This window comes from Clostridiales bacterium (assembly GCA_017569285.1).
In the GTDB taxonomy this organism is placed as follows: domain Bacteria; phylum Bacillota; class Clostridia; order Christensenellales; family Aristaeellaceae; genus Aristaeella.
In genome coordinates this window covers 2,972,249-2,987,306 of the sequence record CP069419.1, presented here as the reverse complement: position 1 = coordinate 2,987,306, position 15,058 = coordinate 2,972,249, and the positions used below count along the sequence as shown (strand labels likewise).

Here is a 15,058-nt window from a genome sequence, read left to right as displayed (position 1 = left end):
TTTTCCCCCTCGTTCTTACTGCATTCTCCACTTTTCACCGGTTATCCGGCATTCGCAATAAGAACAACAAGACGCCATGTATTGTAGAAATTCTCCCGGGTCACCCGGTAGCTGTAGGTCAGTTCATTCGCGCCGTCGATATCGATATAGGTCTCCGTCTCCTTGTCCAGGTACTGCCACTGGTATGTACAGATATCGTCCTCGCGGAAATTGACCAGCTCCGCTGTCATGGTGATCTCGGCTCCGATCGGAATAAACTGCATTCCGGTAATCGTGGATGTGATATTTACGCTCCTCGCCGGCAGGGGTTCTTCTTCCTCTTCTTCTCCTTCGGGTTCGGGCTTCAGGGTAATAATCACGTCGTCCCAGCGGATATACCGGATCCGGGCCTTTTCGTCTGTGCGGTAGATTTCCGCCCACGCTTCATCCCCGGTCTGCCGGAGCCAAAGCTCTGTACCCGGCTCCAGGTGGGCCGCCGGTTCCGCGCCTTCCTCCGTGCTTTCGAAAATGTCCGCGCCGGTGGTCATCGCCACCTGGCTGCCGTAATACCCGAGCGCCAGCAGCTCTTCGGCCGGCGGCCGGGTCTCTTTGTCTTCTGTTTTCTTTTCCTTCGTTTCTTTCTTGTTCTCTGTCTTTGCGCTTCCGTTTGCCGGCTGGCTCTGGGTTTCTCCTGCCGGGGCCAGGTCGGTCGGTGTGGCGGGTTCGTTCTTGACCGGTTCCGCCTTGGGTGTTTCCGCCTCTTCAGCGGTTACCGGCTCAGCGGACGCATTTTCTTCTCCGTTCGCGGGCTGCTCTGCGTTTTCCGCCGGTTCTTCGGTTTTGGTTTCTTCTTCGGTATTGGTCCCTGTCTCAGCCGCAGGGGTTTCCGGTTCATCAGCGGGTTCTTCCGTCTTTCCGTCCGGTTCGGGATCCGCTGTTACTTCGTTTCCTGCTTCATTTGCAGGCTTTTCGGCGTCTTCATCGCCTGTTTCGACTTTGGTCTCTTCTGCGTCGTCCGTTTCTTCTTTGCCGGTGACTTCATCTTCGGTTTCTTCCGGCGCTGCTTCCGGCCGCTTCACGGCGGTCAGGATAAAGTCCGCGTCCGCCGGGGAGGTAATCGACAGGATGTACTCGCTGCCCTGTGCGGCATAGGTGCCGAACTGCAAATTAAGCTCTTTGCTTTCCGGGTCTTCGTTCTCAATTCGGACCGGGTTCTTTTTCTCCCCGTTCAGCGCCATCCGGACGTTCGCGGCGTCCGGGGCATTCCCGGCCTTTGGAATCAGCGTCAGGGTCACCAGGATATTCTGGCTGTATTCGGGCCGCAGGACGATCTCAAACGCTTCTCCGGCTTTCAGGGTTCCGCGGGTTCCTGTGGGACCGAATGGCAGCTCCGGCAGCCGGACCTCAGTTTCTTCTTCCGGCTCTTCTTCGGTCTGGCCCTCACCGGTCGGTTCTTCTCCCGCCGGTTCCTCCGGATTCACCTGTTCACCGGCCGGGGTCTCTCCGTCCGGGGTTTCTTCGTTCTCCCCTGTGCCGGTCTCCGCCTGGGCCACTTCTTCCAGGGGCGCCAGGTCCGTCGGCGTGGCCGGTTCTTTTTCCGCGAAAGCGGCAAAAGGCATGCCGGATACCAGCATGCAGGCGGTCAGCAGGATGGCAGACAGGGTACGGATCTTCGCGTTCATTCTTTTCAGGCCTCCATGTTTCACTGAAAATGTATGAATCTTCCGGTTTCGGGGCTCTCCATTCCCCAAATCACCGGGTTGGGTTACATGCCATTTTTGTGTTTATTTAGTTGCATCTCCGTTTGCTGAATTTATTACATAATTCCGCTCATACAAAATATCACTTTTCCATCCTTATTTCAATATGTAGTTGTTGTTTTCCCGCGGTTTTTCGCCATTTTCTGTTCGGCTTTGAATATGGAAGATCGTTTCTATTTATTGCGATTTTATTACGGTAACACTTTGTCTGTGTCACGCAGCGTGCATGTTTTAATACATTTGTATGTAACCTATGATATTTCTTTTTGCACATATATGAAAAAAGACGCCCTTTCGGGCGTCTGTGCATGCAGACTCTTGCCTGTTTTATGCTTTTTACCGCATAAACCTCGCCTGGCGCTCCACCGTTTCGGGGTGGATGGCCATCAGGGTGGCAGCTTCCTTTTCGATCTTTCCGTCCTTTACCAGGCGGGCCAGCTCGGTATCCATGGACAGCATGTCCTCGCCGCCGCCGAAGATCGCGTTGTCGATCTGGTGGGTCTTGCCCTCGCGGATCAGGTTCTGGATGGCCGGATTCACGCGCATCACCTCGAACACGGGGTACAGCGTGCCGTCCTTTGTCAGGATCAGGCGCTGGGAGACCACAGCGCGCAGCACCATGGACAGCTGGGCCCGGATCTGGTTCTGCTGGTTGGCCGGGAACGCGTCGATCACGCGGTCGATCGTCTTCGCGGCGCCCAGCGTGTGCAGGGAGGACAGCAGCAGGTGTCCGGTTTCCGCGGCGGTGATGGCGGTGGAAATCGTTTCGATATCGCGCATTTCACCGAGCATGATTACGTCCGGCGCCTGGCGCAGCGCGGCACGCAGTGCGCGGGCGAAACTGGAGGCATCCCCGGGCACTTCGCGCTGGCTCACAATGCATTTCTTGTGCGGGTGCAGGTATTCAATCGGGTCTTCAATAGTAATGATATGTCCGTCCCGCGTCTGGTTGATCTTGTCCACCATGCAGGCCAGCGTGGTGCTCTTGCCGCTTCCGGCCGGTCCGGTTACGAGGATCATGCCGCTGCGGAGGTCCGCCAGCCGCATCACCACGTCCGGAATATGCCGGTCGATGGGGTTCGGCACGCCGAACGCCACCACGCGGCAGGTCATGGCCAGGGACCCCCGCTGCCGGTAGGTATTGCAGCGGAAACGGGAAAGATCGCGCACGGCGAAGGAAAAGTCGTCATCGCCTTCTGCGTCCATCGTCTCGCGGGTGCGTCCGGCCAGCTCGTAGGCCCGGGCCACCAGCGTCGCGATATCCGCCGGGAAAGCCCGGTCCTCAGTGATCGGAATCATCTTTCCGCTTGCTTTGGTCATGATCTGGGCGCCCGGCACGATAAACACGTCGGATCCCTTGTACTCAAGTGCCTTTCTCAGGATATCGTCAAGAACTCCTACCATTCCCAATCATCCTCCGGTTCTTCCACCACAAGCTTGTGGGCGACCCATTCGGTTCTTTCTTTCTCGGCAGGCGGTAAAATCTTCACGGTACAGGTCATAATTCGGTTTTCAAGCGGGTCCATCCAGGTGACCTCATCATCCAGCAGGTCATACCCGGCCGGCAGCTTTTCGGCCAGCAGGTTCAGGTAAGCCTGCATATCGCCGGTTTTAATCTCTTTCCGGCACTCAATCAGGACCTCATCCAGGAAGGCCAGCTTGCGCTCCGCGTCGGCGTTCAGGTCGTACACACGGGCAGTCATCTCGGCGCTGCGGGAGGCCAGGCTCAGGTCGTTGCGGGAGCTGATCTGCATCAGCATCGCCAGCATCGCCAGCGAAAGCACCACAACGATCAGGATCAGGGACGCGGCACCCGGTCCCAGGGCTACTTTGCGCTTGTTCACGGGCTCACCTCCTTCGGCAGGTACCTTGTGGAGGGCAGGGTAAACAGCTGCTTCCCGTCGCCAAAGGAGGAAACGGTGAATGTGCGGAGCGTTCCGCCCTTCGTCTCCTCGCTGGTCTCGGTCACATACAGGGTGTACTCCTCATCCGCCAGCGTCCAGGTCTTTTCGGCGTTTTCCGCGGCGGCAAATCCGTTCGCGGCCAGCCATCCTTCCGGATTCTCGGCGCCGTACAGCTCTTCGGCCACATTCTGGGCCGCGGCCATGGAGACGTTCGTGGCCCGCGCCTGGATCGTCCGGTGCCGGGCATCCGCAAACAGGCGCACCAGCACGGTGGATCCGAGCATGAAGAAGAAGATTACCAGCACCAGCTCAATCAGCAGGGCATTCGCGCGGCTTCTCTGTTTCATTTCACAGCACCTCCCGCGCGCAGCACCATCTTCACGGTGCTCTCCTGGTGGTCCTTGGTCTCCAGCGCCACCGTCAGCGTTTTGCCGTCGATTTCCGGCTCAAACCGGGCGATCTCGCACAGCTCCTCGCCGTATTCCGGGTTGAATTCCATTTCCTTTTCCGTAAAGCTCTCCCGCAGCCAGCCATCGTAGGCATACAGGCGCTTCACGAATACTTCGCCGTCGTATTCGTGCAGGATGGTCAGGGCGGTCAGTTCGCCGCTCGGGCCTTCCTCAATGCTGTATTTCAGGGGCTCCACTTCCACCTGGCCGCCGTCCTCTGCCCAGATGGCGCTGCGGACCACCGCGGTCATGATGCGGGTATTGTTGTTCTTTTCAGCGCTGTCCACCGTGTTGCGGTAAAGCTGGGCGCCGACGGTCACCAGGAATGTGCTCAGGATCGCGAAAACGGAAAGCAGCAGCAGGACGAACACATTCTGGATCATCTTCGGGGAACGGGCTGCGCGTTTGCTCACAGGTCAGTCGCCCCCCTTTCCACAACCTTGATGGCGGGAATCACGTTCGATGCGAACGGTTCGTAATACACCACGTACTTGTCCTCGTTGAAGGACAGGTTGTAATGGTCCCGCAGGTACTGGATATCGTCGGGATACATGCCTTCCACGGCATAGCAGGTCAGGGCGGCGTTCTTCACGGCGTCGCGGACGATGTCCAGCTCGCGCCCGTCGCCCCGGGTGGTGATCGTGTTCACGAGGAATATGAAAGCGATGATCAGAACGACGAAAATGAGGATCGCTCCGATGTCTTTTTTACTGATGCTCATCTCGTCCGCTCCTTTCCGGGAAAAACTTCATTCTTCAAGGGGTTTCGTCCGGCTCATGCCGGGAGTTCTTACATGGCGCTCAGCACGCCGGCCATCGGCAGCATCACGCTCAGCAGGATCGCGCCGATCACGACGCACAGCAGGGCCACCAGCGTGGGTTCCACAATGGAGATCAGGTGATCCAGTCCGTCTTCCACCTGCTCTTCATAGATCTCGGCGATCTTGCCCATCACCTGGGGTTCATGGCCGGAAGCCGCGCCGACCTTCAGCATGCGGTTATGGAAGTCCGCGAACAGCCCGCTCTTGGACAGCGCGTCGGAGAAGGTATCCCCGTCCTGCATGTCCTTGCGGATCTGCGCCACCTTGTCGATGGATTCCTGGTCCGCCAGGGCGGCCGGTGCCATCTGCAGCGCGTTCTCCATCGGGAAGCCGCTGGAGAGCATCAGGCTCAGGATGCCGGCAACGCGGGAGGCGGAAAGCTTCTCGGTCAGCTTGCGCACCGGCGGGAACAGGTTCTTCAGGAACTTCAGCACGCCGCTGCGGGCTTTGGTCTTCAGCAGGATGGCGATCACGATGGCGGCCAGCACCACCAGGCCGATCAGGATCAGTACGCCCCAGCCGACCCAGGTGCCGATCTGCATCAGCACGGATCCGCTGCTGGAAGAGCCGACGCCCAGGGACGCCAGCACGCGGCGGAAGATCGGCAGCACGCGCCACAGCAGGATGCCGATGATGACCACCAGCATCACGCCCAGCACCAGCGGGTACGTAATCGCGCTCACCGCGGCGGACCGGATCCGGCCTTCGCGCTGGTAGTAGGTGGACAGGCTCAGCATAATGTCTTCCAGGCGGCCGGTCTGTTCACCGATGTCCACCATTTCAATCATGTAGCTCGGCCAGTCTTCCTCGTTTTCCTTCAGGGCAACGTACAGGGAGCCCGTCTCGTCCACTGTCTTGTACAGGTTGGTATACGGACGGTGTTTCAGGCTCTTGTCCTTCATTTCGTCTTCCGCCAGCATCTCGATGCCGTCGCGGAGCGTCATGCCGGAGCTCAGCATCAGCGCGATCTGGTCGCAGAAGCTGCTCAGCTCTTCAGAGGACATGATTCTGCCTTTCTTTTTGCCTCCGGTTGCCATTGGTCTTCCCTCCATCTTTTGCCGTTGTTCAGGCGGTTCTTAATACCACCGCAGGGCGGAATAGCTGTCTGATTTGTTGCTGGCGTTCAGTTCGGCCGTCGGGTCGAAGAAGATTTCCTCCCCGTCCACGTGTGCAAGCACCCACGCGTGCGGCGTGCCGGATCCCAGCGTGCCGATCACCAGCCGCGCGGGGATTCCCTGGGTCCGCATCATGGCGCAGGCCATGGCGGACAGGTCCTGGCAGATCCCCTTCTTGCCTTTCCAGCAGCCCTCGATGTCCGGGAGCATGCCGGAAGAGCCGGCCACGGTAACGCTCTTGATATAGTCGTACTGGAAATTCTTGACAACATATTTCCGGATCGTCTCAAACTTCTCTTTATCGGTTTCCAGGCCCTTGCAGATCTCGGCGGCTTCCTTCACGCACGGTGAATCCTTTTTGTAATTCACGTACTGGTTCGGATAGAGGAAGCAGCTCAGCTCGTCCTCCATCTTGGCCGCGACCTTCACCTGGCCGATCTTGCCGTATTTCTTTCCTTCCACCTGCCGCCAGAGGCTCACCGTGTAGTTCGTCCGTCCCAGCTGCAGCGGGAACACTTCGTATTCGCCCTCGCCGTTGATGTCATACTGCAGCTTCGTTCCGGTGATCTCAACGGTTACCTTCATTCTGGTTTTGGTCTTTGGGCCCTTAACCATAATATAACCCTGGTCCGCATTGCTTGCGTCCACGGTCAGTTTGTCTGCCTTTAATACTTTTTTGCCGGAAGCGACGGGCATCAGGATTTCAGAAAGGGAAAAAACAAAGGTACACACAACGAGCACCAGCATGGCAAAAATGCCCACAACCAGTTTGCCGTGTTTACCTGCAAACATACCTTATTTCCCCCTTGTGAAACCGTCAACAGTTACCGTAAATATATCATAAACCCTCATCGTTTGCAACTGTTTTTCAGCCCTGATGTAACTAAAAATCTTCCCGCCGCTCCGTGCCGCAGCCCTGTTTCCGGCCTGTGCTGCGCCTTCCCGTCCGCATTCCGGGCATGCAAAAAGCCCGGGGCAGATTGCCTCGGGCTTTTAAGGAAGCAGGAATTACTTGTTCACAGCATCCTTCAGAGCTTTGCCGGCCTTGAAGGCGGGAGCCTTGCAGGCAGCGATTTTCACGGCAGCGCCGGTGCGGGGGTTGCGGGCCACGCGGGCAGGACGGCTCTTCGCTTCGAAAGTGCCAAAGCCGATCAGCTGCACTTTGTCACCCTTGGCCAGGCTCTCAGCGATCACGTCGAGAACGCCGTTCAGGGCTGCTTCGGATTCTTTCTTGGTCATTTCGGTCTTGGCTGCCAGGGCAGCGATCAGTTCACCTTTATTCATTCAGGGAACCCTCCTTGCATTATTTTGCCTTCTCAGTATATCCCAACCGTTTTTTCTGTCAAGCTTTTTTTCGCTGAAACGGCGGTTTTCCGGCATTTTGGGGCATTTTTAGCCTCGTTTTCACATCCCTTACGGCCGTTTTCGGCGGATTTGGGTTTGTGCCGCCGCCCATCCTGTGGTAAGATGCCCTGTGTACGGAATCCTTTGGGTTTGGAGGGATGCGGCCATGCTGCCGAAGCTGATTGTCATTGAGGGAACGAACGCCTCCGGAAAGAGTGCGCTCGGGGTGGAGCTTGCCTCCCGTTTCGGGGGGGAAATCGTCTCCGCCGACTCCCGCCAGGTTTTCGAGCGGCTGGATCTCGGTTCCGGCAAAATCACGCCGGAGGAGATGCACGGCGTCCCCCATCACCTGCTCAACGTCCGCAAGCCCGGGGAGTTCTTCTCCATGGCGGATTTCCAGCGCCTTGCATATGAAGCCATCGATGGCATCATTGCCCGCGGGAATGTGCCCTTCCTCGTCGGCGGCACCGGACTCTATGTGGATTCCGTGGCCGACGGCTACGTCCTCACCGACAAGGCGACGGACCTGGCCCTCCGGGCGGAGCTGGAAACCTATTCCACCCCGGAGCTCTACGATATGCTGAAGGAAAAGCTGCCGGATACGGACGTGGATCCGAAGAACCGCCACCGCGTCATGCGCCTGCTGGAAAAGCTGGCCGCCGGCGATGCGGCCCCCGGTACCAAATCCCCGCGTTATTCCCTGCTCAAGCTCGGCGTCACCTGGCCCCGGGAAATCCTCAAGCAGCGGATCGACGAGCGCCTGGAGCGCCGCCTGCAGCAGGGCATGGTGGATGAAGTGAAGTCCATGCTGGATGACGGCGTCAGCGAGGAATTCCTCATCAAGCTGGGCCTCGAGTATAAATACCTCACCTGGTACCTCACCGGAAAGATCGGCTATGAGCAGATGGTCGAAGAACTCGGCAGCGCCATCAAGCGCTTTGCCAAGCGCCAGATGACCTGGTTCCGCCGGGATCCGCGCATCATCTGGCTGGATATGAAAGAAGACCCGGTTTCCCGGGCCTCCGAACTCATTTCTGAATTCCTGGGCACAGAGGCCTGACCGCCTCCGTTACAATATCGGCCAGCTCCCGCTGCGTCTGTTCGCTGGGGTGGTAGTTGGCCCCGTATCCGTTCCGCTTCCCGTCCTGCTCCCGCAGGGTCAGGGAGCGGATTTTTTCGTCTCCCGTTTCCGCCTTGTAGTCACGCACCGCGGCTTCCATGCTGTCGTTCAGGCCTTCGCCCATCACGCCCAGGATGCACAGGATCTCCGCCTCCGGGTTGTCCTTCCGCACCGTCTTCAGGAAATCCGCGTATCCCTTCCGGTATTCGGCGCACCGCTCCGGGCGCCCCGCGCACCAGCTCAGGTCGTTCGTCCCCAGGTTGATCACAATCACGTCCGGCCGGAACCGGCTGAAGTCCCACGGAATCTCCTCCGCTTCCCGTCCGGAGGGCAGCTTATATCCGTTCCGCCCGGCCTTTTCGTAGTACGGCGGCACCAGCTCCGATCCGTTCCGCACCGCCGGGTCCCCCGTGTATCCGCTCACGATGCCGTGCCCGCTGAAGCTGGCCAGCGCCCGGTCCATCCCCAGCCGGTCCGAAACAATCGCGGCATAGCTTTTCTCCGCGTTTTCCGTCGCGGTGGTAAAGCCCTTTTCCGGGTCGTTCTCCTCCACCCCGTATCCGCAGGTAATGGAGTCCCCGATAAACTCAATCCGGCTTCCCGCCTCGTCCAGCGGCTCCACCGTCCCGTCCGTGATGATTTCCTTCAGGGCCATCAGGCTCTGCGTGCATTCGCTCAGCTTCACCAGCCGCACCGTGTGCGTGCCCTTCGCCGCGTCCGCCAGTACGGTCAGGGTCTCCTCGTCCTGTTCCATCCGGGTGTCCCGGATCCGTTTTCCGTCCACGTGCACGGCGTACCGCGGCCGCAGGTCCAGCCGCGCGGGATCACTCACCGTGTCGTCCGCCTTCAGCACCAGCTTCACTTCCGCGGCGCCGCTCACGGTAAAGCCCGCCTCGCTCAGGGAGGACATCAGCCACAGCATGCCCCCGTCCTCCGCCGTCCGGCCGAGCACGCGCACCGTCTTCCCGGCAATCTGCTGTTTCATCCTTCCGTCCCCCTCAGTCTTCAAACAGGTATTTCCGCAGCCCTTCCACGGTCTTGAAGTACAGCCCGCAGTTCTTCCGCATAAACTGTTCAATCTTTTCGATGTCGTTGGCCCATCCGGCGGCGGCAAAGGGTACGCCCGCGGCCTTCGCCATGTCATATCCCGGCTTCAGGTCGTCCACCACCAGCAGTTCTCCGGGCTGGTAGCCCCACTTCGCCATAATCTGTTCCAGGGGCCATACGGCGGGTTTGCGCTGCTCCGGCGGGCATTCCCATCCGTACACCAGGTCCGGCTCCGGCAGGCCGTTCTCGCGGTAATCCCGCAGGATATTCTCCCGGAAGGAGTGGCTCACCACGCACACCCTTCCGCCCCGTTTTTTCTGCTCTTCCATAATCTCCCGGATGCCCGGGTAAGCCTTCGGCACGTGGGTGGAGGCATAGGCCTTCCAGTACTTCTCCTCGTCCATCATCTGGTCCCACGTCATCCCGCAGATCTTCGTGAACATGTCGATCACGCCGGGGTCGAAATTGTAGTTGAAATACTCCTCCAGCGTCAGGTGCACATTGGGAAAATACTTCGCCATGTACTCCACAAAGCAGGGATAGTGTACCGTGGCGGTAGAGTTCACCGTCGTATCGTCGTGGTCCAGCACCAGGCACGGGTATTTCAGCATGGGTCCATCCCCCTCATTCCGGCTTTTTGTTCGTTTCCTCCAGCAGCCGCAGCGTCTCGCCGAAGTATTCCTCCATCTCATCGCCCGTCAGCTTCATCGCGTCCTTCAGCATGCCGGGAATTTCCTTCGGCCGCACGCGCGCGTAATACTTCGTCGCCTTGATGTTCGTCTGCCAGTTGCCCAGCTTCATGTTCTTCCACCGGGCGATATGCCGCGGCAGGATCGGCTCCACCTGCGCCAGGATGCCGTCGAACGTCTTCTCCACGTTGTCCCACCGGAACACCGTGCTGAGCAGCTCGCTCACCCGCCGCAGGAACCGCTCCTTCATCTCCGGCACCTTCAGCAGCGCGTTCAGCGGCTCGTGCCGGAATCCCTGGATCTTGGCGTTCAGCGGCTTGATGTAGTATTCAATCGGCGTCTTGTCCAGGTTCCGCCAGCAGGCCTCCACGTCAAACAGCAGGTACTTCCACTTCCCGCCCGGCACGCGGTATACCCGCACGTTCGTGAAGTCCACGTTCCCCAGGATAATCTCGAATGCCGCGTGCGTAAACATGTTGTCGATGTCCAGCCGCTCTTCCACATACGTGAGCTTCTCCGGGTCGTTCAGGTCCTGCTTTTTGCAGTAGTCGCACAGTGCCAGCCAGTCGGTGTTGTCCCCGTTCTGCAGGAACTGGTCCGTCCCCGTCCGTGCCAGGATGTCAATCGCGTCCACCTGGGCTTCTTCCGTCACGCCCTCATAGGCCGCGATAAAGTGCTTGTTGATCTTCTCCCGCAGGTTGTAGTGGCCCCAGTATTCGCCGTTGATGTACACCTGGATCACCACATGGTCCTGGTACAGGATGCCCTGCCCCTCTGCCAGCGAGCTGGCCACGATGTCCCGCACACGCGTCGCGTAGGCGTCGCTGTTCGCCGCCCGCAGCAGCAGGCTCTTGTATTCCGTGTAGTCCCGCGTCGGGAAGGGATTGAACGCGAACGTCGCTGCGCCCCAGGATTTCCGGGCGTACAGGGCAATGCTCTTCTGGGCGTTGATCCGCGCGCTATGGCCGGATACGGTCATCGTGCCGTTCTGGCTGATCTCCTGCGCGCCTTTCCCGTTGAAGTACTCAATATGTACCGGATACTCGAATCCCTTGGAGTAGTTCGGCGTGCTCCCGGTGCCCTTCACCAGCATCCCGGTTTTCTTATTGAACAGGTATTTGTCGTCGGTAATCAGGCTCACCACCGGCGTCATCGGGTCGTCGTTGATGAAATACGTCGCGCTCACCGTTTCGGAGGAAACCTCCCCCTCCCGGAACGCCTTCACCCGCAGCGGCGTGGTCTTTTTCAGCAGCAGGCCTTCCGTCGGAAACTGCTTGCTCTTCGCGGTGGGCGTCTCTCCGTCCGTGGTGTAGCGCAGCGTCGTGCCGCCCTCTTCGGAGGCGTACACCACCACGCTGTCCGTGTAGAATCCGCCGGGCGTCATAATCCGGGGCGTCCCGGTCCGTCCGCCATATGCTTCCTTCGCGTTCTTCGCGCCGCGGGTCGCCGTTTCAAAAAAGCCGGCTTCCCCGCCGCCCGCCGGCCGTCCCCAGGATACGTTGCCGTACTGCTCCGGCATCTTCACCCGGTCCAGCTCTGTGCCTTCCGCGTCGGAAAGGATCAGCGTCTCCCCGGAGGACGAAATCGCCCAGTCCGTGTAGAACACGCTTCCCTTGCCCGCGTTCTGCACCTCTTCGCCCGTGCAGAACACCGTTACGTATCCGCCGGCCTTGATCTTCGCGCCCTTCGGGAACGCCCATTTCATCGGGTTTTTCTTGCTGTCGCTCAGGTACCATCCGCCGATGTCCACGGCCTTGTTCCCGTCGTTGTGCAGCTCCACCCAGTCGTATGCCTCGCCGTTTTCATATGTGCCGTTGCTCGCCATCACCTCGCTGATGGTCACGTCCGCCCCGGCCGTCCCGGCCAGCAGCAGGAGCACCGCGCACATCGCGGCCAGTATCAGGATCCTTCGTTTCATACCTTCTCCCTGTTATCTCGCGAAGTGGGTCACAAAGTATTCCGAATACTTCGAAACCTCTTCGTTCAGTTCTTCGTATCCCATTTCTTCCGCCAGGGTTTTCTCCCCGGAGAACAGGTCGGTCCCCAGCCCCAGCCGGTTTCCCTCAATCGTATACCCCATCGCGCCCAGCATCGTGGGATACAGGTCCATCATCACCGCGGTCCGGTTCTCCGTGCCGCCCTCCGGCGCCTTCCGCGCGTTCAGGAAGCAGTTGTAGATCGTCCGGTCCTGGTAGTCCACACCCTCCGTCAGGAAGGTGTCCATCCGGGGGTGGTCCCCCGTGATCACGATCACCGTATTGCCGTAGAACGGCTGTGCCTGGCACCATTCAATGAATTCGCCCACCTGCCGGTCCGTGCAGGCGATCACGTTCGCCGTCCGCTCCGGATACTCGTTCCCGCATTCCTCGCAGGTGTACCCGCCCAGGTGATGCGCGTCCACCGTCAGCATCGTCAGGTTGAAGGGCTCCCCGGCCTCGTACAGCCGCGTCAGCTCCTGCTTCGCGATGCGGAACAGGTGCCGGTCCTCAAATCCCCAGAAAACGTAGTAATCCTTCGGGATATCCCCGTTTTCCCGGGCCCTGAACAGGTCGTAGATTTCGTATGCCCCGTGGTCCCGGAAGTATAGCGCCCGCCCGCCGTATGCCGCGTCGCTGCCGCACAGGAATTCGTTCACGTATCCGTCCCGCTTCAGGATGTCGCCCATCGCCGCAATGTCCGGCGCGAACTCCGTGTATTTGTTCATGCTGTTCTGGTCCACCGGGAAGCCGAAGGGCAGTCCGCTGGTCCCGGCAAACAGCGCCGCCATGGTCCAGTTCGTGTTGTTCGTCGTGTGCAGCCCGCCCAGCTTCTCCGTGTTCGAAAAGGAGATGTTCTCCTTCGCCAGCCGGGTCAGGTTCGGCATGTAGTTCGCGTCCTGGATTCCGCCCTCTTCCCTTGAGGCGTACGTCGTCTCCATGCTCTCCAGCACCAGCCAGATCACGTTCGGCTTCTCCGCCGGCGCCGTCACCGCCACGGTGTTCGGGTCCACATACTGCTCTTCGTAAATCCGTGTCTGCGCATTCCGCGTCCGCAGGTAATCGCTCACATTCAGCTTCACCCAGCAGAAAACCAGTGCCGCTGCCAGCGTCAGGAATCCCAGCGCCACCAGCAGCTTTCCGGTCAACGTCCGGATCCGTTCCGTCTTCTCCAGGAACGCCGCGTGCTTTTTCACCGCTTCATACGCGATGTGCCCCCGGAACCAGCCCAGCAGCAACAGGTAAACCACTGCCGCCGGAATCACCTTCGGCAGGATAGCTGCGCACAGGTCCTGCCAGAATCCGCCGCCCACGCCCTTCACCGGCGTCATCAGCGTAAACAGCAGCCCCGCAAAGCTTGTATTGAATTTTCCCGTATACCAGTCCGTCAGGACCAGGATCAGCACGCCGAGAATAAAGCATACCGCTGCCAGCGCTGTCAGGATTCTCCGCTTCATACCGTTTCTTCCGCCGTCTCCTTATTTCACGTAGTAATGCCGGGCAATCCATTTGCTCAGCCCGTCCAGCCCGGGGAAGAACAGCCGCTCGGAAATGTTCAGCGAATCCAGCATATCCCGCACCCGCCACCGCAGGTTTTTGTCAATCACGTATTTCACGGTCTTCTCCGTCCGCTCATCCAGGAACTTCTCAATGTCCATTCCCGTCGGAATCACACTGAAGAAGGAATACTGGGTAATAATCCGCTCGTTGGTGCTCGGCGGCTCAATAATCACCATGGAATGGTCGCCCATGTCCTCATCATACTGTTCCAGCGTCGGCGCCAGCCCGTTCAACATCTCCACGCTGAACAGCGTGCTCTGTTCCCTTCCCACCGCCAGCCGGTATTTCTCCGGCAGGTGGGCGATCAGCTCATACATGTCAATCCGCCACACCACGCAGTCATGGGTGGTCATCGAGTTCAGGTTCTCCTCCGTCGTGGCAAAGTGCAGCGCCACCAGTGCGCTGTGGCTCCAGTCCAGCAGCCGGGTCGGAAGGCCGTTGTGCTGCCCGGTAATCATCCGGTTCCACACGCTCTGCGCCACCGTCGGATCGTCCTCAATCGCGTACTTCGCAAAATTATTCAGGATCGCCGGTTCCAGCATCTTCTGCTTGTCCTTGCAGCAGCGGCTCAGGCTCGTCCGCATCTTATAGGTGGAGTTCGGCATTCCCCGGTACAGGTATCCGCTCCGATTCCGTCCCAGCTCCGGCCGGTACTCCTGCTCGCTCAGCATGGGCATCAGGTCTTCCACTTTCTCAATCCGGATTTCCTGAATCATATTTCCCTCCAAAATAACGGTTCATACACCCTGTTTCATCCGACATTCTAACCAATATATTTTATCATAAATAGAGTATCTGCACAAACATGTGACAGAGGGACAGTCCTACTGTCACATCTTCTCTTTACTCTTCACTCGCAAATTGCCGATAAAAGTGGCGAGCGGAAGCCCGGTGTGTTTCGTTCAGGGACGTTAAGCAAACGAGAGAAGCGTCAGCCCGGTGGGCTGTCTGCAATGCAGAAGCGACTCGAGTTTGTTAGCGCGAAACGAGCGGCGAGCGCGCTCCAAGCGCGAGCAGCGACGATTGAGCGAACGTTTGCACGCCGATGCTTAGCGATTGGCGAACCGAAGGCGAAGACAGAGCTTAGAATCTGCTGCGTGCGAAACACAGCGAGAGCGTGTCCGGAATGCAAACGAGAGAAGCGACTCCCCAGTGGGGAGTGCCGAAGGCAAGCGACTCGAGTTTGTTAGCGCGAAACGAGTACAGACGCCGCTCCAAGGCATCTGTACGACGATTGAGCGAACGTTTATTCCCCAGGTTGAGGCGAAGAAAAAAATGAATAGTATGAATGGCAA

Annotated in this window: 15 protein-coding genes; 1 reads left to right on the top strand and 14 read right to left on the bottom strand. The window is 59.0% G+C overall.

Features of this window, described 5'->3' with window-relative positions:
* Window positions 1-41: 41 nt before the first annotated feature.
* From JNO48_13280 to JNO48_13240, 9 genes are all read right to left on the bottom strand, one after another.
* A complete protein-coding gene (locus JNO48_13280; GenBank protein QTE68141.1) occupies window positions 42-1,661 on the bottom strand; it encodes a hypothetical protein in 1,620 nt (539 codons plus the stop codon).
* Window positions 1,662-2,075: 414 nt separating this feature from the next.
* On the bottom strand, window positions 2,076-3,143 hold the full coding sequence (locus JNO48_13275) for a PilT/PilU family type 4a pilus ATPase (protein ID QTE68140.1): 1,068 nt from the start codon (window positions 3,141-3,143) through the stop codon (window positions 2,076-2,078).
* Window positions 3,137-3,583, bottom strand: a complete 447-nt coding sequence (locus JNO48_13270) for a hypothetical protein (protein QTE68139.1) — start codon at window positions 3,581-3,583, stop codon at window positions 3,137-3,139. The genes JNO48_13275 and JNO48_13270 overlap by 7 nt, the downstream gene beginning before the upstream one ends.
* Window positions 3,580-3,990 carry a hypothetical protein gene (locus JNO48_13265; GenBank protein ID QTE68138.1) on the bottom strand — a complete coding sequence of 137 codons (411 nt, stop codon included), beginning with the start codon at window positions 3,988-3,990 and terminating at the stop codon, window positions 3,580-3,582. The genes JNO48_13270 and JNO48_13265 overlap by 4 nt, the downstream gene beginning before the upstream one ends.
* Complete coding sequence (locus JNO48_13260) at window positions 3,987-4,505, bottom strand: DUF4860 domain-containing protein (protein ID QTE68137.1); 519 nt, start codon at window positions 4,503-4,505, stop codon at window positions 3,987-3,989. Before JNO48_13260 ends, JNO48_13265 begins: the two co-directional genes overlap by 4 nt.
* Complete coding sequence (locus JNO48_13255; GenBank protein QTE68136.1) at window positions 4,502-4,813, bottom strand: hypothetical protein; 312 nt, start codon at window positions 4,811-4,813, stop codon at window positions 4,502-4,504. The genes JNO48_13260 and JNO48_13255 overlap by 4 nt, the downstream gene beginning before the upstream one ends.
* Before the next feature lie 68 nt (window positions 4,814-4,881).
* Window positions 4,882-5,949: a type II secretion system F family protein gene (locus tag JNO48_13250; GenBank protein ID QTE68135.1), complete on the bottom strand. Its 1,068-nt coding sequence runs from the start codon at window positions 5,947-5,949 to the stop codon at window positions 4,882-4,884.
* 39 nt (window positions 5,950-5,988) lie between these two features.
* Window positions 5,989-6,819, bottom strand: coding sequence for a transglutaminase domain-containing protein (locus JNO48_13245; GenBank protein QTE68134.1), 831 nt, complete (start codon window positions 6,817-6,819; stop codon window positions 5,989-5,991).
* A gap of 216 nt (window positions 6,820-7,035) precedes the next feature.
* A complete protein-coding gene (locus tag JNO48_13240) occupies window positions 7,036-7,311 on the bottom strand; it encodes an HU family DNA-binding protein (protein QTE68133.1) in 276 nt (91 codons plus the stop codon).
* A gap of 226 nt (window positions 7,312-7,537) precedes the next feature.
* Here JNO48_13240 and miaA point away from each other — a divergent pair, with 226 nt between their 5' ends.
* Complete coding sequence (gene miaA / locus JNO48_13235; protein QTE68132.1) at window positions 7,538-8,431, top strand: tRNA (adenosine(37)-N6)-dimethylallyltransferase MiaA; 894 nt, start codon at window positions 7,538-7,540, stop codon at window positions 8,429-8,431.
* Here miaA and JNO48_13230 read toward each other — a convergent pair.
* The 5 genes from JNO48_13230 to JNO48_13210 are packed head-to-tail and all read right to left on the bottom strand — an operon-like array spanning window position 8,400 to window position 14,479.
* Entirely contained in the window at window positions 8,400-9,476 is a 1,077-nt protein-coding gene (locus JNO48_13230; protein QTE68131.1) for a GDSL family lipase, read from the bottom strand. The genes miaA and JNO48_13230 overlap by 32 nt on opposite strands.
* A gap of 13 nt (window positions 9,477-9,489) precedes the next feature.
* Entirely contained in the window at window positions 9,490-10,146 is a 657-nt protein-coding gene (locus JNO48_13225) for an HAD hydrolase-like protein (protein QTE69770.1), read from the bottom strand.
* A 16-nt stretch (window positions 10,147-10,162) separates the two neighbouring features.
* Entirely contained in the window at window positions 10,163-12,145 is a 1,983-nt protein-coding gene (locus tag JNO48_13220) for a CotH kinase family protein (GenBank protein ID QTE68130.1), read from the bottom strand.
* A 12-nt stretch (window positions 12,146-12,157) separates the two neighbouring features.
* Window positions 12,158-13,660, bottom strand: coding sequence for an LTA synthase family protein (locus JNO48_13215; protein ID QTE68129.1), 1,503 nt, complete (start codon window positions 13,658-13,660; stop codon window positions 12,158-12,160).
* A 21-nt stretch (window positions 13,661-13,681) separates the two neighbouring features.
* On the bottom strand, window positions 13,682-14,479 hold the full coding sequence (locus tag JNO48_13210; protein ID QTE68128.1) for an FRG domain-containing protein: 798 nt from the start codon (window positions 14,477-14,479) through the stop codon (window positions 13,682-13,684).
* Between the last annotated feature and the right edge of the window lie 579 nt (window positions 14,480-15,058).